The following is a 20,633-nucleotide window of genomic DNA, read 5'->3' on the forward strand; positions in this document are numbered from 1 at the left end:
GGTCCTCCCCCATCCTATGACTTAGTTTGGATTCGCCGCACTGGGGAATGAGGTAAACTGGGGATGAGCAAACCGCAAGGAGGGTTCGTTTTGAAGAAGAAAGCAGGGCTGATTATTATATCTGCTGCGATCCTGACGCTGATTGTACTTGTTATGCAAAAAGATGATGAAAAGAAAACGTATATCCTCAATGTAAAAGAGTATGGTGCTGCAGGCGACGGGAAGAAGGATGATACGAAACCCATTCAGGAAGCTTTAAAAGACGGAGCGCATAAAAGGGTTTATTTTCCGAAAGGAACCTATAAAGTAAGCAAGGATTTATTGGTCTCTTCCCATACAGAAGTATACGGCGACCATGCCGGCATTTTCCCTTCATCCGGCATGGAATCGGTCATGCGGGTTAAAGGCAGCAGCGTGCACATACATGATTTAACGATTGATGGAAAAGAAAAATCGCTTAGAGGGATCACGGTCGAGCCCGGCTCTTCCCGCGTTCACGTTTCTAAAAGTATTCTCAAAAATTTCAACCAGCCGAACGGCCCTGAATTATCACAGCAGACGGTCAGTGCTTTCCGGGTGGAAGGCGGCACCAGCGATATCACGCTTGATCAAAGCCGGATCTCCAACGCGGCTGCCAGAAATCCGATTAAAGGCTGGAACCATAAAGTAGCCCGCGGAGTATTGATCAGCCCCGGCTCAGACGATCAGCCTCCTGCCCGGAACATCACCATCTCCAACTCAACCATAACAAGCATCGGACCAAAGGATGATGGAGACGGAATTGTTGTTCAAGGCTTTAAAGAACGGGTAGGCTTGATAATTTCAGGCAACACCTTTACGAATGTTCATAAGCGGGCAATCAAAATCCAGTCCCCCGGAGCGGTAATCAAGAAAAACATCATCTACAACAGTTTTCGGAAAAACAATCACTATACAACCTATTATGACCCTCACAAATACGACATGTGGGCGGCGATATCGGTATACGCTGATCATACGGTAATTCAGCAAAACTCAATCAGCGGCTCAGGGGACTATGGAAGAATCATTGATGTGGCCAACGCAAGCCACGTAAAAATAGACGCAAACTATATCCAGAACGGTCACCGGGCAAATTACAGGGACTCGTCTGTGGTATCGATTACATCTGACAAGCCAAGAACCGGCGCCAATATCACCGTTTCAAACAATACTCTGGCAAATGGCCGGTATGGGATCTTCGCAGAGAAAAAGATTAAAGGAATCGAAGTGCTGAACAACCATCCGATTAATGTAGCAGACTATCAGAATAAGGCTTTGAAGGAAACACTGAGAGAAAGCTGAGAAGAGGACAGGCCCCGTGTGCCTGTCCTCAAATCCTGCTAAGTTCCCTCCAGACCCCATTGACTCCTTCTGTGTCTAAGCCGGGCAATACTTTTGCTTTCCGCCAGGTTATTTTTTGTTTTCTATCAGCCCGATTCCTAAACCCGTCGGATCCTCCAGATACGCCAGATAAAACCCATCAAACTCCATTCTATCCCTGACGATTGCCGCTCCATGTTTCACCGCTTGCCCGATGGTTTGATCGATTGACTCTACCTCAATCTGAAGACGGATGCCGTTCGGAAATTCTGCCGGACCTTTAGCAATTCCCCCGTCGATGCCCGTGCTGTTGCCACTGCCGGTCGTGACAGCACGGTAATCCCACTTCGCCTTCCCGACTTTCCAGCCAAACATCCGTTCATAGAATGAAGCCGTGACCTCAGGCTCCTGACTGTTCAATTCAAAACCGATGACTCTCCCCATAATGGTTCCCCCTTATTGCCTTTTATAAGGCATCATCTAATCATTCACCACAGAATCTGCAGCCCCTGCTTCCAGCTGTCCAAGAACCTTCATAATCTTTTTATAGAATTGTTCCTTGCTTTCACCTTTCTTTATTTCGTTGTGCAGCTTGCCGTCTTTAATAAAAACAACGCGGTCGCAATAGCTGGCGGCTGAAGCATCGTGGGTAACCATCATCATAGTGGCATTCGCTTCTTTATGAATGGCTTCCATAATTCCAAGGACATCTTTAGCTGATTTCGAATCCAGGTTTCCAGTAGGTTCATCCGCAAGAATCAGCTTGGGCTGATAGATGACAGCCCTCGCAATCGCTGTTCTCTGGGCCTGCCCGCCGGAAATCTCATAGGTTCGTTTATCAAGAATCGATGCGATTCCAAGTTTTTCGGCGATCCTTTCTGCTTTTTGGTTCATTTCTTTAACAGGAATTCCATCAAGCGTAAGGCTTAACACGATATTTTCTTTAACCGTCAGTGTCGGGAGCAGGTTAAAGTGCTGAAAAATAAAACCGAGCTCTCTTCTGCGGAACAGCGCGAGCTTCTTTGAGGACAATTGATTCGGATTTGCCCCGTCAATCAGGATTTCCCCGGATGTCGGAGCATCGATTGTGGACACCATATTCAAAAGCGTTGTTTTTCCGCTTCCCGATGGACCCATGACCCCGACAAATTCTCCGTTCTGAACAGTCAGATCAATTTTGGAAAGTGCCCGATAGGAAACCTTCCCTTCATATAGTTTTGAGACATTTTTCACTTCCAGCATAATAGCTCCTCCTTTAAATAGCATGCCTTACTTTATTTACATAACCGAAGCGGATGATGAGGAAATAAACAAGCTGGATCAGCATGAAGCTTCCAAGCACCATCGCAATCTCTGTCCAAATACTCGTACCGAACATATTGCCAAGGGCAATCAGCGCTACAAATCCATGCAAGGCCGCTACTCCAACCGGGACAAAAAACAGCAGCGAGATCTGGACAGTGACAATTCGTTTCATTTCTTTGCCTGTCAGACCAATCTTCGAGATGGCCTGATACTTTTTCACATCTTCTTCAAAATCTGAATAAAGGCGGAAGTAAAGGAAGCTTCCGGCTGCAGCGAAAAACACCAGACCGATAAACAGCCCGACAAATAAAAATAGATTGATGGACTGTTTCACTTGGTCAACCTGTACGGCTGAAGAAGTAAAAAGAAAGGCTGTATCCTCTTCCAGGTTAAAAGATTGTACAAGCTTTTTCCCGGCTGCCAGAGATTCAGAAGGTTTTTCTGTCCGATACGCCGTGTAGAATTTTTCATCTGCTTTTATTTGTGCAAATTTCCGGTCTGGCAAAATGACTAAGTCTCCTTTAAACAATCCCATTGAAAAAAGAAGCTTATCCAATACTTGAGGATTGGCCGTCTCACCCGGAAGTCCATTGATTTTTACCGGCCCAGGCTCCTCCTTCTGACTTACGCCCCTGGGATATAAAAGATCATCCTGCATAATGGCGGCTTCCCCTCCTTGAAGGGACAGGCTGGGTTCTTTCCATAATGCAGCCGCACGATTGTAATCAGATTGGCTCATGAACGTATACGCTTGGTTTTCATCTTCAAGATGCTTGTAGGTAACGCTCAGCTTTTCATAATCCAGCCCGCTCAGCCCATTCTCAATCGCCCTGATCCGCTCTGATTTTTTCTGATCCAATGGAGTGGATTGATAGACAAATGTATAAGGCTCCTGCTGTATGACCGAGTTTGTCATCAGCGCACGGAAGCCAACAAGCGATCCGATTGCCGCAAAAGCAACCGTTGAAACGATGGAGACAATAAAAAACATTCGTGCGTTGTCTTTCATCCGGTAGGAGAGATCTGAAAAGGTCAGGATATTCGTTCGGTTCAAATAGATGCGTTCGTTCTTTTTCACCTTGGTCAGAACCCATACACTGGCTTTTGTAAAAAGAAAGTACGTGCCAATGACGACCACGATCGTAACTGGAATCATCGCCGTTACGACCATGACTCCTTTTACAGCAATTGCCGCTCCATAGCCTCCCAGAAGCAAGACAACAGCAAGACATGTCCGAAATCTGGATGCCCTCGGTTCAGGTCTCGGTTTTTCAGTTCCGGTCAGCAAGTCAATCAGCTTATTCCCCCGCAGAACGGCAGCGGTAAAAAGCGAAATTGTAAAAAACAAAAGGGTAAAGGCCGACAGGGTCAGTACAATGGCACTTTGAGGAAAATAATACGGAAGTTCCGGAGTGAGGCCAATCACGTATGACCCGAGCATGAGAAGCCCCTTCGAAGCGAGCATTCCAGCCCCGATTCCAAATAAAGTGGAAAGAATTCCGATCACAATGTTTTCAAGAAAGACGAGCTTTCTGAGCTGAAGCTTTGTCATTCCGTGCATGATCAGCAGCCCGAACTCTTTCTTTCTTGTTTTCAAAAACGCACTCATGGAATATAGGATGAAGAAAAAAGTAAACACATAGATAATGGATTCTGCAAAATGCATGCCTGTGGAAGCATCTCTCAGCCTGGATGCAGTCAGCTCTGGATGAAAGGCAAGAACCGCATAAATAAAGAATACAAATACCGAAAACGCACTGCTCAAAAAATAGGCGGCATACGTCCTCCAGTTGCGGAGCACGTTATTCAGCGCCAGCTTGCGAAACGTCACACCAAACACTCCTTATGGTTTTATTTGAATTACGTGTATTAACACAATTAGTACACTTAATACATTATTGGATTGTCTTTATTCTGTCAATAACCAATTGGTCAATTTTCCTAAATAACTGATTTTTCACAAAAACGTCATAGCTTTATGACAAAGCACTTAAAGATGTATTCTTGATATTGTTTTAACTCCGGCAAAGCATTACCTTTAAGATGTATAAAAAATACTTCTTTAATTAAGGAGCGGGTCCTTTTGCTGAACGAAAAAACGAAGCAGCTTGTAAAATCCACTGTCCCTGCACTGATGCAGCATGGCTTAGACATTACGGCTTCCTTCTACAAGAATATGTTTAACGACCATCCAGATCTTTTAAATCTTTTTAATCAATCCAATCAAAAGCAAGGAAGGCAGCAGGCCGCCCTGGCCCAGGCTGTGCTTGCTGCAGCGGCAAATATCGATAGACTTGAGGCCATTTTGCCTGCTGTTGAAAAAATCGCCCACAAACATCGAAGCCTTGGAGTTAAGAAAGAACATTATCCAATAGTAGGCGATTATTTGCTGAAAGCGATGAAGGAAATTCTTCAGGAAAAAGCAACAGATGAGATTCTTTCAGCCTGGGAAGAGGCGTATGGAGTAATCGCCGGGGTATTTATTCAAGCGGAGGAAGAGCTTTACGCGAGTGCGGAGAATCAAAACGGCGGATGGAGCGGCTTTAAAGCCTTCCGGGTCATAAAGAAAGTAAAGGAAAGCAGCGTCATCACTTCCTTTTACTTAGCTCCTGCAGATGACCGGCCCATTCCTCATTTTCTTCCCGGACAATACGTAACCATCCGTGTAAAGCCGCCGGGAGAAGAATATTGGCATAATCGCCAGTACAGTCTTTCCAATGCACCGGGAACAGGCTGCTTGCGGATATCAGTAAAAAAAGAAGAAAACGGAACGGTATCTGCCTATTTGCACGAACACATCCATGCTGGAAGTCTGCTGGAAGCAAGTCCTCCCGCTGGTGATTTTGTGCTCATCGAACAGACGGTGCAGCCTGCTACTTTTATTAGCGGTGGGGTAGGGACAACTCCGTTTCTCAGTATGCTGCACCGGCTTGCCGAAACTCAGCCAGAAAAGCCCGTCCAATATATTCATGCCGCGCAAAACGAAGAAGTCCATGCCTTTAAAGACGAAATTAACGGGATTCTTCAAAGAATGCCAAATTCCAGTGCAGCCATTTTTTACGAAAACCGGCAAGGGAGAATCAGCGCCGAACGTCTGCACAGAACTCTTGAGACGACAGCCGGGGATTTTTATGTGTGCGGTCCGATTCCCTTTATGGAGGTAATGATTGCAGCTCTCCATGAGATGGGGATTCCGGATAATCGAATCCACTATGAATTTTTCGGGCCTGCAGCCAGTATTAAGAGGGGCCAGTCCCCCACTCTGCTAGAGAGCTAAAGCTCTGGCACCATCTCTCCTAGCCGTTGTGCCGCAAGGTTTACAGGGACTGGTCTCTGACCCGCACCGCGTTAATACAGTGCGGGCCAGGCACCGTGCCTGGCCCCACTTTCGCTGCCGTACTAAAGCTCCGGCACCTGATCCGGCAGGCCTTGGCGCACAAGGGCTGACAACACAAAGTCTCTGACCCTCTTCCCTTTACAGCAGTAAAGCTCCGGCACCATCCAGGAAAATATCAAATAAAAAAAGCACTCAGAGACATGCTCTGAGTGCTTTTATACAGCCGGCCTCCTGCTATAACCAGAAGGTCCCGGGAACTATTATCCCAATTGTTTAACGACTTCTTTTGCCACACTCGTTGTGGATTGCGGATTTTGACCTGTGATCAATTTTCCGTCAGCTTGAAGATGGTCGACCCAGTTCTCTTTTACCACAACATTCGCACCTAGCTCGCGAAGGCGAGTTTCAAGAAGGAATGGCATAAACTGGTCGAGTGTTGTTTCTCTTTCCTCTTCGTCGGTAAAAGCTGTAACGGTTTTTCCAGCGACAAGCGGAGTTCCATCAGAAAGCTTCACTCCTACAAGACCCGCTGGCCCGTGGCAGACAGCAGCGACAATTTTATCCGCTTCATAAAGACTGCGGACAATTTCATGGAGCTTAACGTTGTCCGGCAGATCAAACATCGTACCGTGTCCGCCAGGCATGAAAACTGCGTCGTAGATGGAAAGGTCCTCAATGTCTTCAAGCTTCATTGTGTTTTCAAGGTGTTTCGCTGTATCAAGGATTTCCTGCGGAGTTTCTCCGCCTTCCAGACTGCGATCGTCAACTGGAGCTTTGCCTCCAAGCGGACTTGCCACTGTTACATCGTATCCTGCATTTTTGAATTCGACATACGCTTCACCGAATTCTGAAAGCCAAAGACCCGTTTTGTGATCCTCATTCATTTTATCAGCCGTTGTTACGACCATTAATATATGTTTCGCCATGATTTGGTTCCTCCTCATGTGAATAGTTGAATTTGTTTTACAGGACCTATTTTAGACCCATTTGATCCATAATACAAATTAGAAAATCGAAGAGTATGTATAAGGAATTTTATAAATATAAAGGCTCTGTCAAATTTGGCTGTTGATTTCCGCTGCAGACGCTCGCTTTCCGCGGGGCGGGTGGTGAGCCTCCTCAGCGCCAAGCGCTTGCGGGGTCTCACGTCTTCCACTTCAATCAACAGGTGTTAAAAAACAACACCAAGCTTTAACATAGCTAATACAAAAAAAGCCCAATTCAGGGCCTACGGTTCAATCACGATTTCCCCTTCCCCTGACGGTACTTCGAACCCATTTAAAAAATCAGTTAAAATCTCTTCCGTAATCGGAAAGGCTGCGTTGGCATCAAAGCGCTTGCTTCGTATCTTCAGCCTTTTTCTCAGTTCATCCGGGTGCACCTTCAAATAAATGAGCTTCCACTCACCGCCTGCTTCTTCAATCAGCTGTTTATATGTATTTCTCCTAGCACGCTGCCAAAAACTAAAATCAATGACAACCGATTGTCCATTTTGTATTAGCTCCTCTAGTTGTTTACGAAGCTTTATTTCTGCTTCCTCTTTGAACTTCTCGTACTTATCTTCACGGTAGTCAATTCCAAACCTACCATGAACGGCCCATATTTCTTCATCAATAGAAACTCTGGTAAAACCTCCCTTTTCAAGCTGTTGGGCAAAGGTCGTCTTTCCTGAGCCCGCGACTCCGCACATCATGACCGCTATTGGTCCGCTATGCTTTAAGAGGCTCTCTATTACTGTGCTCATCGTTTTTTCTCCAGATTCAGCTGCCATGAGACACCATATTTGTCCTCCACCCAGCCGAACTTCTCGCTCACGGGTGTTGGGGCAAGCTGCATCAGCACCTGTCCATGATCAGATAGCTTTTGAAAAACGGTCTCGATTTCCTCATCAGATTCGCAGGCCACAAACAACGACAAAGCCGGGGTAAAAGCATGATGGTCGCCATTCGTGTTGTCGATGCACATAAACGTTTGACCCTTAAGTGTGAAAATAGCATACATCACTTTGCCATCTTCATGATGGAAAATCTGCTGAATAATTGAATCATCAAAGATGGAGAGGTAGTGGTTCATCGCCTCCTCTGCCTGGCCGGAAAACCTGAAGAATGGTGTAATTGGATTGGACATGCACATACACTCCTTTCATTATTAATCATTTCAAGAGTGGCTTCCAAAAGTCCTTTTTAAAAAGGGAATTCTCTTCTCCCGCCAATACTGAAGGCCTCGCTCAGCCAGTACACCAGCGAGGCCTCGAGTTTTTAGATATGTGTGCCAGACCCGCAGTCTGCTAAAGAAAGAAAGCTCCGGCACCGACTCTTGAAGCCGTTGGCACACAAGGTTCCAATGACTTAGACCTCTGTCGCCTTCTGCGGTGAAGGATTTGGGGACTGACCCCAACCACAATTACACCCACTACTTTACAAAAAAAATGATACCGCACCGTACAAAACAACCGTTATTCCTGCTGCAATAAGCGCAGGCTTTAGCTTATACCGTGCATATTTTATAACGGACAAGTTCAAAATCCGGGCAATGGTGTTGGTATCGTCGCTTAAGGGTGAGGCAAAGGCTCCAAATGTGCCGCTGGCGAATACCGTTCCTATAACAAGCGGCAGGGATAAATCCGAAGCGACTGCGATCGATACACCGAGCGGCATCAAAATCCCCCATGTTCCCCAGGCGGATCCGATAAAATAAGAGACGGCCGCCCCGAAAACAAAGAGAATCGGAACGAGGAGAGAGGGCGGTATCCATTGCGAATGGCTTGTGACAAAACGCGAAAACCCGAGTTCCTCACTTGCAGAGGAAAGCCCCCATACAAAGGAAAGCAAAATAATGACAGACATCAAATCATTTCCGCCAAGGATAAAGCTGTTAAGCAGCTCTCCTGTTTTGATTTTCTGGAAGCGGAAAAACAGAAAGGTCAGGATCAAAGCGACCAGGAGAGCCGTCAGCATAGCTGTCATGACATCTGCTTTAATAAATGCCGTAAAAAAGCCTTTCTCTTTTTGAAACCCGTCCCACCATGTAAAGATAAAGGTCAGACCAATGACGAGAATCAGCGGGAGAAACAAGTTCCACGGCTTTTCAGGCAAATCTTTCCCCACAGAAGGATCGCAGTTATGCCAATCCTCCTGCTGTCCAGAAGCATCGCCAATCTTCTCAGGGTCGCTCTCTTCTGTAGATTTAGAATGGTGAAAAAAGCTTAAATAGATGCCGACGAGAATCAGCACGTAGGAAAAAAAATTAAATGGGATGCTTTGGAGGAACAATTGATAGGAGTCCTCCTTGATTTTTTCGTTTTCAATGGCAAGATCGATAAGGGAGGTCATGTAGCCGACAAACGCAGTAGCAATTGGAATCAGGACGATGATCGGGGTGGCCGTCGTTTCAATGACAAAGCCAAGCTCCTGGGTAGACATTTTTACCTTTTTTAACAGGGCTCTCATTATCGGGGCAATCGTGACAAACCGGAAGCTCGGAGCGGCAAACGTTCCAATCGTGGAAATGTAGGTTAGAAACAGCGCTTCTTTCTTCGTTTTAATTCTTGCCGATGCAGCTTCCACAAAACCGCGGATTCCGCCGGCGATTTTTATCATGCCGATTAAGCCTGTGAAAGCATAGAGGAACATAAAAATCTTAATATTTCCAGGGTCAATAATCCCTTTGACTAAAATCGCAATCATCTTTTCCAATCCCCCAGCAAAAGAGGGCTCAAGCAAAAACGAACCGGCGAGGAGACCTGCAAACAAACCAGGCAGCACTTGTTTTGTTTTAACTGCAATAGGAATTGCAATTAAAAAGGGGATAACCGAAAGCCAATCATTCTGCACATACCTCACCCTATCCTAAATGGTCCCCTTTAGGATACGGAAGTGCCCCCAGCTTTATTCCCGAGCCCTGCCCTTTGTGTCTGCAGAAGCCGGACCAGCCCGTCTGATTGATCCAGATAAAGGAGCGCTTTCGTTACGGTCTTTTTCGTGCCGAAATAACCGATTGCCTGCTGAGGCTCATGAAAAACAATCTCATACTTCAAGGGGTCGCTCATCCCAAAGATCAACGTCAGGATTCTTGGGAAGCCCGTCGCATGGAACACTTGCTTTTCATGAATCATTTCGCCGCTTTTCCGGTATTGGATTGAGGCTTTGTCAATTGTTGCAATATCCTCCAGATTAAACACCAGTTCCCTCCTGGCTCCAATTTTCATCTCCACCCGGTTATGATTGAGGCGGACTGGAGAGTTTCTCATCCAGTTGTAATCACCAAGCATATAGAGGATGCTGTACAGGTGCAAGGCTGTAAAGATATAGGCGAAGGCTGGGTCTTCATGGTGAAGGTAAATGTGGAAGATGACCATTTCAATCACCTGCTCGTGGAGAAGAGCGAGAAACAAAAAGAAATAGCCTGAATTTTTATGTAAACAAAACGATTCCGCTGGTTTGTTCTTCTTTCTTTTCCAGCGGAAAAAGGCATAAAATAAGATACTTCCTTCTTTTATCAAGATTGTCTTGAACGGGTTTCGGATGAGCTTTCCCTGCTTATACTTTATGAAGAGCAAGATGAGAAATCCGTTCATTGCTGCTGCCAGAAAAACTACAGAATATAGCATGTGCTCTTCCTCCTCAAGAATATCTGCGCAATTCCCTCCAGTAAATCAAATACTGAGCAATCCCCATTACAGCAAGCAAAATAACCGGCATGTAAGGCAGGTGGCTCAAATAAGCCGTGACCGCTATTGCAACCGGAATAAAGGATGCAAAGAAAATGTACACCTTTCTGGTTGCTTTAAACGTAATCCATTGCTGCCCCTCATCCGCTTCCCTGAATTCCATCGGAAGAATACTTGGCTTGATTGGATTTTCAGGGTTTTTTCGATTGTAAAAAGGGATCACACCGAGAAGCACTAAGATAGGAATTCCAAGCACCATCGGATCCAGAATGATCCAGGGCGGCACATACTCCGAATAATGATTGCCAACCATAATAATGCCTAATCCTGCAAGAAGAAGGGCGTTAAATAAGGGAGATTGAAAGATTTTTTTCAGCATTTGCTAGTTTTCTCCTTCCAGATAAAAGACTTCCTCTACCGAAACGCCGAAGGTTTGGGCAATTTTAAGCGCAAGCGTGATAGACGGAGCATAATCCCCTTTTTCAATCAGCCCGACCGTCTGTCTGGAGATCCCCGCATTATCTGCCAATTCCTGCTGGGTTAGCCGGTATCTTGCCCGCAGCTCACGAACGGAATTTTTCAGCATTCCACATTCTTCCTTTCATTTCACTAACCAGATTGTATATGATCCATTGCAAAATGTAAATGATTGTTGTCATTTTGTTTTGCTAAAAAAGCAGCCCTTATTATAAGAGCTGCTTCATAAACCAGCTAATTTACTCCATGTTTAGTATCAAGTCCTCCATCATTTCTTCACTCATCGGGCCTGTAATTCGATTTCGGATGATTCCTTCCTCATCCAGGACATAGCTGGTTGGAATGGCATGTGCCTGATACTCTGCGCCTATTTCCCCTTTTTCATCGAGGAGGATAGGAAAGGTGAGCTGATAGTCCTCGACAAAGCTCTTAATGCTGTCTTCGCCCCGGTCCATATTGGTGAGATTAACAGCAAGGATGGTGAATTTGCTGTCCTTGTTTTTTTCATAAAACTCTTCCATATGGGGCATTTCTGCTTTGCATGGCGGGCACCAGCTTGCCCAGAAATTGAGGATGATCTTTTGGCCTTTGTAATCTGAAAGCTTAGCACTCTCACCACTTAAGGTTTTCAATTCAAAGTCGGGTGCCGCCTCCCCTTCCGCGATCCCTGAAGCAGCCGGGCCTGTATCCGTCGTTTCCGTTACAGCTGGTTTCGTTTCAGCCTGTTCAGCAGGCATTGTCTCTTCTTTTGAGAATTCTTTTCCGATATTAAAAGCTAAAATACCAATGAGCAAAATAACAAGGGCCATTGAAAACCACGTTTTTTTCAATTTTTTGCCTCCCTTTTATATAAAATCAAAAACAATGCAACCATCCATATGTGAGTATAGGATGGGACAGCAAGGATTAAATCCCTGAAACTGTAAAACAGGAGATTAACCAGTCCAAAAAGGACAACAAGCTGGAGCAAATATTCCTTTCCGGATTTTCTATTGCTTGTCTTTATCAGCCGCCAGCCGATGAGAATGACGGCGGACTGGATGATCGGAACAGCGCCCGGCCTTCCGGATAAAATAAGAGAGGATATTTCATAGAAAAACATGAAGAGAGCATAGCTCTGTGCAAAATCGTATAAATTTATCCTCTCTCTCTTGTCATTTAGCCATATATATACGGAAGCGCCCAAAGCACCGGCTGCCAGTCCAGCTTTCCCTCCGTGAAAATAAAGAACGGAGAGCGGATTTTTCCAGGCTATTTCCCAATCGATTATGAAATAACTGAGCTTCCAGATCAGAATAAAAAGCAGAAAGGCGTTGATCAGCCAATTCAATTCCTTTTTATAAAACCATTGAAAAATAAGGCTGACCGCAAAAACACCAATGAGTACGCTGATCCAGCCTGATGGCAGCGTCACAGGCCCAAACTGAATGTAATTCATTTACTGACTCCCTTGCATTCGATGGAAAACTTCACATCAACTCTTGGAAGAATGGTCTGAATCATTCCGCAGTTTTTAAGGACAAGCTCACATATTTTGGTGAGCTGCTCTGGTGAATGGGCGGCAGTTGTATCTAGAACGGCGACAAGTTTTAAAGCTTTTATTGCCTTCCCACCGCGTTCCCTTTCTGCCTTCGCTGAGAGGCGGAGGTGTTCTACGGGAATTCGTTTCTTATTTAATAGGGCTGCCAGAATAGTCCCGCTGCAGCCTGCAATGGAGGAAACAAATAATTGAAGCGGCTTGAGTCCACGTTCTTCTTCTGTAGAAATAGACAGCGTTCCACAGGGAAAATCTCCTGCTATTTCACCATTTTCTTTCATCACAAAGTCCATTCTGTTCACTCCCTGTATGTATCTTCTTCCATTAATGTTAAGAATGGATTAAAAATGGGGGAAATCTAAGAGTTTTCCAATGGGAGCCTGATATAGAATGTATGGATCTTTCCATCTGTTTCCAAATAGATGGTTCCTCCGTGTTTTTCGGTAATTTCTTTAGCAATGGCTAAACCCAGCCCTGCCCCATCAGTTTTTTCAATCCGGGAAATGTCTGTGCGGTAAAAACGATCAAAAACCGCTTCAGATTCTGCAGGTGGAATCCGTTTTCCTTCCTGCTGAAATGCAAACAGATAGAAGCCATCCTTTACGTACCCTTTTACAGAGAGCCACCTGCCTGTATCATAGTCAGCTGCATTTTGAAGAATATTGCTGATGACTTGCTTTATGCCATCTTCATGGACACGGATCATTGCAGGCTGGACCGAGACCGTTGTCTTGATTCGGGACCGGAATTTAAGCTCAAATCCGTAGAGAGACTGTCTGATTAACTTTTCAGCAGAAATGGGGTGAAAGGATGGAATGTTAAATCCTTCGCGGGCATGCCATGCATTGAATTCCGAGACCTGTTCTGCCAGTCTTGTAATCCGTTTTGATTCATCAAGCAATGACTGATACAGGTAAGCATCTCCTTCAATGATTCCTTTCATCAATCCCTCTAGGTATCCATTTAAATTTGTAAGCGGAGTGCGCAGTTCATGAGATAGATCTTTTAGCATCTGATCCTGATTTTTCTGAATGTCGACGAGCGATTCAATCAGTGCATTGTAGCTTTCTGTCAGCTCTCCAATTTCATCCTGTTTAGAGGGTTTAATTTTACGGGGCAAGGATCCGTTCTGAATACTCTGAATAGACTCCTTTAATTTGTGTAACGGGGCAAATATTCTTTTTAAAATAAACAGATGCACCAAGCCTGCGATAACAAAAGCCAGGATTGACACCTGAACGAGAAAATGATCAAGTATGGCATTCAGCTGAGGCCCTGTTACATTTCCGGAATTGACGACGTAACAGGCGTACTCCTTTACGGTATAGCCTGAAATAAAAATAACCAGCCCGATGACAATACTATTCAAGATCACCAATTTGAACGAAAGACTTAGGCTGCTGCTCCTAGCATGCTGCAAATCTATACCCCATTCCCCTTACTGTCTGGATGAATTCAATATCTGTATAACCGGCAAGCTTTTCCCGAATATGTTTAATATGAACGTCAATTGTCCTCTCTGTAACGGACTTTTCATGATTGGCATAGATGATATTCAGCAGTTGTTCCCTTGTAAGAACCTGACCCGGATGTTTCATGAAGGTTAATAGAAGATTAAATTCAAAGCCTGTTAGCTCGAGCGGAAACTCCTGAAAGCGCGCTTCTCTTTTATATGGTCTGATAGTCAAACCCATGTAGCTGATTTTGTTGCAGCGATTCTCAGTCCGCTTTAATACTGTCTCGATTCTCGCTACAAGTTCACTTGGACTAAATGGTTTGACAATATAGTCATCCGCACCCAGCCTAAGCCCTCTAATTCTTTCTTGTTCCGAGGATTTAGCAGTCAGCATAATGAGCGGTACATTGCTCCTTATATCATTCCGAATCCAAGTACACAGTTCCTCTCCGCTCATATAAGGGAGCATAAGATCGAGTACAATGAAACAGGGATCGAACTTTTCAATCATTTCCTTTCCTTCCAGTCCATCCTTTGCCTCAAGAACCTCATAGCCGTCATTAGAAAGAAAAATTCCGATCAGATTCCGGATCTTTTCATTGTCCTCAATAATTAAAATGGTTTTCCCTTTTAGTTTTTGCTCCATCAGCATCACAATCCTTATAAAGAAAATAATGAATAAGAAGACAGCCAAGCACTGATTACTTGCATTTGTCCGCTAAACACAAGAATTCCAAGCAGAATCATAATGCCTCCATTTATGTAGGCCAGTTTGTTCAGCTGCCGGTTGATTTTTTTCATAATGGCAAGGGAATGAGAGAGAACAAACGATATGATGACAAACGGGATAGCAAGACCGAGGGAATAAACAGAAAGAAGCAGGATTCCATGGTTAAGGGTATCCGTTGAACTCGCCAGCAAAAGGATGGAAGACAAGGCAAGACCGACACAAGGGGACCAGCCGCTCGCAAACGCCATTCCAAGAAAAATGGAGCCCGTCAAATTCCTGCTCGGTTTGTCCGTCATCACTCTTTTTTCCGTCATTAACAGCCTGATCTTCAGCAATCCAGCCATTTGCAAACCGAAGACGACAATCAGTATCCCTGCCAATTGTTCAATAAGCTTCCGATAGTCAGAAAAGAATTGTCCTACTACGCTCGCTGAGGCTCCCATTATGATGAAGATGGCAGAAAAGCCAATAATAAAGCCCGCTGACCGGCTTAATAAAATCCCTCTCCCAGCGGCAGCTTTATTATCTCTCAGGCCGCTTCCTCCCGTTAAGTGGCTGACATACGCGGGCAGAAGCGGGAACACACATGGTGAAAAGAAAGACAAAACACCTGCAGCGAAGGCAAACCATAGGCTGACATCCATACAATCACTCCTTTTTCCTTCTATCATTTCAGATCAATGTTAACGGTTCATTAAGGAGTTATTTTTTTGTCCGGCAAATTGAATCACGTGGGACAATCCGTTATGCAGGTCCCCTTCATGGCGCTCAGCTTCCCCCATAAAAAAATGGACAATCCGCCAATCATGAAACACCTGCAGAAATTCCTCCGGCTTATATAGAAACTGTTCATCCTTAGGACCTCCAGTTCCATAGGATAGCTGATATGGAGAGTAGACCTCCGCCACAAGAAACCCCCCTGGCTTCACAGCATCCTTTACACCAGCCAGCGTTTTTCTGCGAAGTTTTTCAGGAAAGTGCCCGAAGATACAAGTAATGGCATCCCATTTTCCCTTCTCCCACACCGCATCATTTAAGTCTACTTTTTCCGTTTTGACCTCGACGCCTTTTTCCTGAGCTAGCCGCTCCGTTTTAGTCAGACCGGAAGCAGCGTAGTCCCAAGCTGTAACCTTCATTCCCTGCTGGGCTAAAAAGACCGCATTCCGCCCTTCTCCTTCCGCTAGGGCTAAAGCGTTTCCATCACTCTTTAGCAATGGCTGCATTTCTTTCAGAAAGGCGTTCGCTTCTGTTCCGTATATGTAATGGTCCGCCTTAAATCTCTCTTCCCAGCTGCTCATAATCTTTCTCCTTTTATCATAGTTTACAAGCTATAAACATAGAAGGTATTTTCTATAGTGTGAATTGCATACAGCAACGGGGCTGATTCCTGTAAGAATCAGCCCCGGCTGCATCACTTCTCAATCGTTTCAGAATCGGTTTCTTTTTTCCATTTAGTGAAGCCGCCTGTTAAATTTTTTACGTTCTTCATTCCATGTGCCTGCAGAACGCTGACCCCGATTGCGGAACGCATTCCTGATCCGCATTGGACGATGACTTCTTTATCATCCTTCACTTCGTTCACGCGGTCAGGAAGGGTACCGAGCATAATATGCTGGGCCCCTTTAATGTGTCCTGCCTGCCATTCGGACTGGCTTCTCACGTCAAGCACATGAACAGAGCCCTCTTTTACTTTTTGTTCGATTTCTTTTGGGGAAACCTCGTCATAGGATTCCAGCGATGAAGCTTTCGCCACGATATCACCAGCATGGCCATAGCCATGTACTTCATCCACTCCTATTGAACGAAGAGCTTTTGTTATTTCAGAAGGGTTTTCCATATCCGTAAGGAATACCATGGGCTTCCTGTAATCGATCAGCCATCCTGCCCAATTCGTAAATGATTGGTTGAATGGGATGTTGATGGTCCCCTTCAGATGACCCTTGGCAAATTCTGCGGACGTTCTTGTGTCAATAATTTGAATGCCCTCGTCTTCAAGCTCGGATTTTCCGGTAAGCTTCACTTCAGAAAGAGTGCGAAGGAGCGCAGGCCCCACTTTATTGACCCTTTTCATCTCAGCGAAATAGACGGGCGGTTCCGGCTGATCCTCGAGCAAGGCCCGCGTAAAATCAGATTCGCTCTCATAGTTTAAAGCCCAGTTCACCATCTTTTCGTATCCTGCAGTAGTTGAAGGAACCGCACCGAGCGATTTACCGCAGGCTGATCCAGCGCCATGTCCGGGCCAGACCTGCAAATAATCCGGCAGCTCTTTAAACTTTTTAAGGGATTGAAACATTTGCTTTGCTCCATTTTCAGCCGTTCCTTGTTTTCCAGCAGCTTTTTCAAGAAGATCCGGACGCCCGATGTCCCCTGCAAACACAAAATCCCCCGTGAAGATCCCGATAGGTTCACTTGCTCCGCCGCCTTTATCCGTGAGCAAATAAGAAATGCTTTCCGGTGTATGTCCAGGCGTATGAATGACTTCAAAAAGCAGATTTCCGACTGTGAATGTATCTTTATCCTTCAAGAGATGGTGATTGACTCCAGAAAGGTTTTCGTACTTCCATTCCTGATCACCTTCGTCCGACAGATACATCTTAGCCTTAAATGCATCCTCAAGCTCTCTAGCACCTGAAACAAAATCGGCATGAATGTGTGTTTCTGCAGCACCGGTGATCCGAAAGCTTTGCTCTTCAGCCGTTTTCACATAGGGAGAGATGTCTCTTGCCGGATCGATAATGATGGCTTCTCCAGTTTTTTGACAGCCGACCATATAAGATGCCTGCGCCAGCTTTTCATCGTAAAAATAACGTAAAAACATATTCATTGCCTCCTTGGTTTTCTGTGATATTATAAGGAATCATCTTCCATCCGCTTCACGGACAACACTAAGATTGAATAAAAATATCGGCCCAGATTTTTAGAGCTGAAGCCAAAATCAATAGCGATAGAATAACCTTCAGCACCTTTGGATTTGCCTTTTTGCCGGCCATTGCCCCGAGCGGAGAAGCGAGGAGACTTGCTGCAATAACGATACTGGCTGGTCCCCACTCTACTTGATCAGTGAAAATTTTCCCCGCCGCTGATCCTATCGAAGCGATAAGCGTAATCGCAAGAGACGACGCGATGGTCATTTTGGCAGGGATTTTCAAAACAGCCAGCATAACAGGAACAAGCAAAAAGGCTCCACCCGCTCCAACAATCCCCGCCGCAGCTCCAATTACAAAAGAAATAACAGCTGCCAGCCAGCGATTGAATATCACACCCTCTAAAGGCTGTTCATTCTGCCTGCTTCCAGGAACAACCATCATCACTACAGCAAGCAGTGCCAGAATCCCATAGATGAAGTTAATGACTGTCTCCGGCATTCCAGCTGATACCAACCCGCCTGCAGTACTCCCAAGTAAAACACTGATGCCCATCCAGATAATTAGCTGTTTGTTCAGAAAACTGCTCTTTCTGTATACCCATACTCCGCCAATGGAAGCAAACAAAACCTGTACAGATGTAATACCTGATACTTCATGTGCTGTAAAATGGGCAGCCCCCACAGCAGCCGGAACAAACAGCAGGAGCGGATAGGTAATGATGGAACCGCCGATTCCGAGCAGACCTGACATAAAAGACCCAATCCCTCCGAGAAGGAAAATTGCCGTGATAAAGAAAATATCCATATTGGCCTCCTTTCTAAAAAAGGATCCCGGTAATAGGCCATTCCTTTATTATTTCTCTGTGCGACCTTCCCATGCAAGCATTCCGCCGGTCATATTGATCACATTGAAGCCCTGGCTTTCAAGGAATTGATGGGCCCGGCCGCTTCTTCCGCCTGACCGGCATACAAGCACATATTCCTTGGATTTATCCAGTTCGTTCATGCGGAATTCAAGAAGGCCAAGCGGGATATTCACCGCATTTGGAATTTTCCCTTCTGCCACTTCATCCGTTTCTCTTACATCCACAATGTTTAGATTGGTGCCTTCTTCTAATTTCGCTTTAACTTCGGCTGCTGTCATTTCTTTCATTTCCCATTCCTCCTTATGACCAGGCGTTCATGCCGCCTTTAACATTTGTTATCTTCGTAAAGCCTTGTTTTTTCAGTACCGATGCCGCCTTGCTGCTTCTCATCCCGCTTTGGCAGATGATGACGACTTCTTTATCTTTATAAAGGGATTTTGACTTTTCTCCAAGCTGATGAAGCGGCAGGTTTCGAAAGCTTGGGATATGATTGCCTTTAAACTCACTTTGCGTCCGCACATCAATATACTGTTTGTCTTTATCGTTCAATTCATTCTTCAGCTCGCTTGCAGTGATTTGTCTCACTCCTTTAACAGGAGCTAAAAAACGAATCAGCAGAATAACCGCAATCAGGATAAAAAAATAATTAAGATATTCCATTCACTCTCTCCTTAAACATTAAGTTTTAGCAGCTGCTTCCCGAATAGCTTCCATATTCCTGCCATCGGGTTCAATACGTTCATAATATACCTTAGGGGGTATAAAGTCAAGGAGGGTGATCTCGGGAAAAGTTCAGTTCTTAAGAATACTTAGCGGACGGTTATGCGGGAATATCTTTACAGCTGTAAAAGGCAGGGGAATGGAGAACGGACACTGTCAGGCCTTATGCAGCATGGGCCGGCAGAGCTGAAATTGCCCTACATTTAGCAGGGCTGCGAAAATGGAGACAGGCTCCGCATTAATGCAAGCGGGGTCAGAGACCTTCGAAACATCGTGGTGTCTCTATTATGCAATTTATTTGCCTCGGATTGCCGTTTCTGCACATTCAGCAAGTCATTCTGGACTTACGGTGCATGGTTTGGCCTGATTTTAATGATTCTCTAGCCGGACCAGGGTGTGAATAATTAGGATATCGGCCGAAATTTCATTATATCGACCGTTCCTGATCATATTTCGACCAAATTTTTCATATATCGGCCAAAATTTTATTATATCGGCCGTATCTCTCGTGATATCGACTTTTCGACAAATTTCGATAAATCTCTCCTCATGGAACCTTAACTTCACCCGCTCTTTTTCATAGCGGAACACATGAATAAGATACATGACTTTGTCGCGAAGAAGGGCGTCATAACTTTTTTTGTATCCGGTTTGCGCAATTGTGCATGTTCTGCCTTTGGAAGAGGCATCGCCGCAATCCGCTTTTGATAAGCCAACCAGCATAGCCAGACAGCTGAATACGGCCAAAACCCAAGCAGAGGCTGCCATTGCAGTGCCCCATTATCATCGAAACACCGCTGAGCTTGTCTATTGCACCTATGGGCTGAGTAAATCCCGATCGGGAATACTGCGGGCAGGATGAAGTCTTTCCCCAATCAGTTTAGCACAGCTGAATTCTTCGACTAGGAATAGCCCCAACTCTCACCCTCCTTTTTCCCCTGTACCCGCAGGTTCTTTTATAAAAAGGAAAGGACTTTGTCCTCATTTCTATCATTCATGTACTCTAAATACTGCTTTAATGGTTTACATGCGAGGCATTCGGGAAACTCTTTTTCAGGAGGCGATAATAACGAGCCCAAAACTCAAGCTATTCCATATTGATGAACATTTGAAAGAGGCAATCGATTTAATTCGGAATGACGGGGTCCGTGATGAGGACATCTATATCCTCTCTCACGGCAATGACCTTGTTAGACGCTCTCGAAAAGAAACGGATGCAAATATAGCAGGTGTGCACGTAACCGATCTTGGCACCGTACGAAAATATATTCCGCAGCAAAGATGACAAGCTTGTCGTATTGCTTTGATACAGTAATGGCAGAGCAGCTG

25 protein-coding genes are annotated in these 20,633 nt (G+C 45.1%); 3 read left to right on the forward strand and 22 right to left on the reverse strand.

Annotation, left to right across the window (positions count from 1 at the left end):
- Positions 1 to 90: 90 nt before the first annotated feature.
- The gene (locus tag ACQCV8_RS14380) at positions 91 to 1,323 is read left to right on the forward strand and encodes a glycosyl hydrolase family 28-related protein (protein WP_426845472.1); all 1,233 of its coding nucleotides are present in this window, start codon (positions 91 to 93) and stop codon (positions 1,321 to 1,323) included.
- A gap of 108 nt (positions 1,324 to 1,431) precedes the next feature.
- Here ACQCV8_RS14380 and ACQCV8_RS14385 read toward each other — a convergent pair whose 3' ends face one another.
- The 3 genes from ACQCV8_RS14385 to ACQCV8_RS14395 are packed head-to-tail and all read right to left on the reverse strand — an operon-like array spanning position 1,432 to position 4,477.
- Positions 1,432 to 1,785, reverse strand: coding sequence for a VOC family protein (locus ACQCV8_RS14385; protein ID WP_426845474.1), 354 nt, complete (start codon positions 1,783 to 1,785; stop codon positions 1,432 to 1,434).
- Between the two features lie 36 nt (positions 1,786 to 1,821).
- Entirely contained in the window at positions 1,822 to 2,583 is a 762-nt protein-coding gene (locus ACQCV8_RS14390) for an ABC transporter ATP-binding protein (protein ID WP_426845475.1), read from the reverse strand.
- Positions 2,584 to 2,596: 13 nt separating this feature from the next.
- Positions 2,597 to 4,477, reverse strand: coding sequence for an FtsX-like permease family protein (locus ACQCV8_RS14395; RefSeq protein ID WP_426845477.1), 1,881 nt, complete (start codon positions 4,475 to 4,477; stop codon positions 2,597 to 2,599).
- 252 nt (positions 4,478 to 4,729) lie between these two features.
- Here ACQCV8_RS14395 and hmpA point away from each other — a divergent pair, with 252 nt between their 5' ends.
- Positions 4,730 to 5,923 (forward strand): NO-inducible flavohemoprotein, encoded by a 1,194-nt coding sequence (hmpA, locus tag ACQCV8_RS14400; protein ID WP_426845479.1) that lies wholly within the window; start codon positions 4,730 to 4,732, stop codon positions 5,921 to 5,923.
- 320 nt (positions 5,924 to 6,243) lie between these two features.
- On the opposite strand, the gene ACQCV8_RS14405 is transcribed toward hmpA, so the two are convergent.
- The 19 genes from ACQCV8_RS14405 to ACQCV8_RS14495 form a co-directional block, all read right to left on the reverse strand.
- Complete coding sequence (locus ACQCV8_RS14405) at positions 6,244 to 6,909, reverse strand: type 1 glutamine amidotransferase domain-containing protein (RefSeq protein ID WP_426845481.1); 666 nt, start codon at positions 6,907 to 6,909, stop codon at positions 6,244 to 6,246.
- A gap of 302 nt (positions 6,910 to 7,211) precedes the next feature.
- The gene (locus ACQCV8_RS14410) at positions 7,212 to 7,727 is read right to left on the reverse strand and encodes an AAA family ATPase (protein WP_426845483.1); all 516 of its coding nucleotides are present in this window, start codon (positions 7,725 to 7,727) and stop codon (positions 7,212 to 7,214) included.
- Complete coding sequence (locus ACQCV8_RS14415; RefSeq protein ID WP_426845485.1) at positions 7,724 to 8,110, reverse strand: VOC family protein; 387 nt, start codon at positions 8,108 to 8,110, stop codon at positions 7,724 to 7,726. The genes ACQCV8_RS14410 and ACQCV8_RS14415 overlap by 4 nt, the downstream gene beginning before the upstream one ends.
- 290 nt (positions 8,111 to 8,400) lie before the next feature.
- A complete protein-coding gene (locus ACQCV8_RS14420; protein WP_426845487.1) occupies positions 8,401 to 9,816 on the reverse strand; it encodes a Na+/H+ antiporter NhaC family protein in 1,416 nt (471 codons plus the stop codon).
- 29 nt (positions 9,817 to 9,845) lie between these two features.
- Positions 9,846 to 10,592: a hypothetical protein gene (locus ACQCV8_RS14425; RefSeq protein ID WP_426845489.1), complete on the reverse strand. Its 747-nt coding sequence runs from the start codon at positions 10,590 to 10,592 to the stop codon at positions 9,846 to 9,848.
- 13 nt (positions 10,593 to 10,605) lie between these two features.
- Positions 10,606 to 11,031 carry a hypothetical protein gene (locus tag ACQCV8_RS14430; RefSeq protein WP_426845491.1) on the reverse strand — a complete coding sequence of 142 codons (426 nt, stop codon included), beginning with the start codon at positions 11,029 to 11,031 and terminating at the stop codon, positions 10,606 to 10,608.
- 3 nt (positions 11,032 to 11,034) lie between these two features.
- Positions 11,035 to 11,238, reverse strand: coding sequence for a helix-turn-helix transcriptional regulator (locus ACQCV8_RS14435; RefSeq protein WP_426845492.1), 204 nt, complete (start codon positions 11,236 to 11,238; stop codon positions 11,035 to 11,037).
- Between the two features lie 130 nt (positions 11,239 to 11,368).
- Positions 11,369 to 11,959, reverse strand: coding sequence for a TlpA family protein disulfide reductase (locus ACQCV8_RS14440; protein WP_426845494.1), 591 nt, complete (start codon positions 11,957 to 11,959; stop codon positions 11,369 to 11,371).
- On the reverse strand, positions 11,956 to 12,567 hold the full coding sequence (locus ACQCV8_RS14445) for a hypothetical protein (RefSeq protein WP_426845496.1): 612 nt from the start codon (positions 12,565 to 12,567) through the stop codon (positions 11,956 to 11,958). The genes ACQCV8_RS14440 and ACQCV8_RS14445 overlap by 4 nt, the downstream gene beginning before the upstream one ends.
- Complete coding sequence (locus tag ACQCV8_RS14450) at positions 12,564 to 12,959, reverse strand: OsmC family protein (protein WP_426845498.1); 396 nt, start codon at positions 12,957 to 12,959, stop codon at positions 12,564 to 12,566. Before ACQCV8_RS14450 ends, ACQCV8_RS14445 begins: the two co-directional genes overlap by 4 nt.
- Before the next feature lie 65 nt (positions 12,960 to 13,024).
- Positions 13,025 to 14,086 carry a sensor histidine kinase gene (locus ACQCV8_RS14455; RefSeq protein ID WP_426845500.1) on the reverse strand — a complete coding sequence of 354 codons (1,062 nt, stop codon included), beginning with the start codon at positions 14,084 to 14,086 and terminating at the stop codon, positions 13,025 to 13,027.
- Positions 14,073 to 14,768 carry a response regulator transcription factor gene (locus ACQCV8_RS14460; protein WP_426845502.1) on the reverse strand — a complete coding sequence of 232 codons (696 nt, stop codon included), beginning with the start codon at positions 14,766 to 14,768 and terminating at the stop codon, positions 14,073 to 14,075. Before ACQCV8_RS14460 ends, ACQCV8_RS14455 begins: the two co-directional genes overlap by 14 nt.
- A 14-nt stretch (positions 14,769 to 14,782) precedes the next feature.
- Positions 14,783 to 15,496, reverse strand: coding sequence for a cytochrome c biogenesis CcdA family protein (locus ACQCV8_RS14465; RefSeq protein WP_426845504.1), 714 nt, complete (start codon positions 15,494 to 15,496; stop codon positions 14,783 to 14,785).
- 39 nt (positions 15,497 to 15,535) lie between these two features.
- Positions 15,536 to 16,150: a class I SAM-dependent methyltransferase gene (locus tag ACQCV8_RS14470; RefSeq protein WP_426845506.1), complete on the reverse strand. Its 615-nt coding sequence runs from the start codon at positions 16,148 to 16,150 to the stop codon at positions 15,536 to 15,538.
- Between the two features lie 113 nt (positions 16,151 to 16,263).
- A complete protein-coding gene (locus tag ACQCV8_RS14475) occupies positions 16,264 to 17,670 on the reverse strand; it encodes a rhodanese-like domain-containing protein (RefSeq protein WP_426845508.1) in 1,407 nt (468 codons plus the stop codon).
- Between the two features lie 67 nt (positions 17,671 to 17,737).
- On the reverse strand, positions 17,738 to 18,523 hold the full coding sequence (locus tag ACQCV8_RS14480) for a sulfite exporter TauE/SafE family protein (protein ID WP_426845510.1): 786 nt from the start codon (positions 18,521 to 18,523) through the stop codon (positions 17,738 to 17,740).
- Between the two features lie 48 nt (positions 18,524 to 18,571).
- The gene (locus ACQCV8_RS14485) at positions 18,572 to 18,871 is read right to left on the reverse strand and encodes a rhodanese-like domain-containing protein (RefSeq protein ID WP_426845512.1); all 300 of its coding nucleotides are present in this window, start codon (positions 18,869 to 18,871) and stop codon (positions 18,572 to 18,574) included.
- Positions 18,872 to 18,884: 13 nt separating this feature from the next.
- Positions 18,885 to 19,244, reverse strand: coding sequence for a rhodanese-like domain-containing protein (locus ACQCV8_RS14490; RefSeq protein ID WP_426845514.1), 360 nt, complete (start codon positions 19,242 to 19,244; stop codon positions 18,885 to 18,887).
- A 429-nt stretch (positions 19,245 to 19,673) separates the two neighbouring features.
- Positions 19,674 to 20,072 carry a hypothetical protein gene (locus ACQCV8_RS14495; RefSeq protein ID WP_426845516.1) on the reverse strand — a complete coding sequence of 133 codons (399 nt, stop codon included), beginning with the start codon at positions 20,070 to 20,072 and terminating at the stop codon, positions 19,674 to 19,676.
- 259 nt (positions 20,073 to 20,331) lie between these two features.
- Between ACQCV8_RS14495 and ACQCV8_RS14500 the strand changes: the two genes are divergently transcribed.
- Positions 20,332 to 20,589: a general stress protein gene (locus ACQCV8_RS14500; protein ID WP_426845518.1), complete on the forward strand. Its 258-nt coding sequence runs from the start codon at positions 20,332 to 20,334 to the stop codon at positions 20,587 to 20,589.
- Positions 20,590 to 20,633 lie beyond the last annotated feature (44 nt).

It is taken from the genome of Metabacillus sp. 84, from assembly GCF_050107715.1.
Taxonomy (GTDB): Bacteria; Bacillota; Bacilli; order Bacillales; family Bacillaceae; genus Metabacillus_B.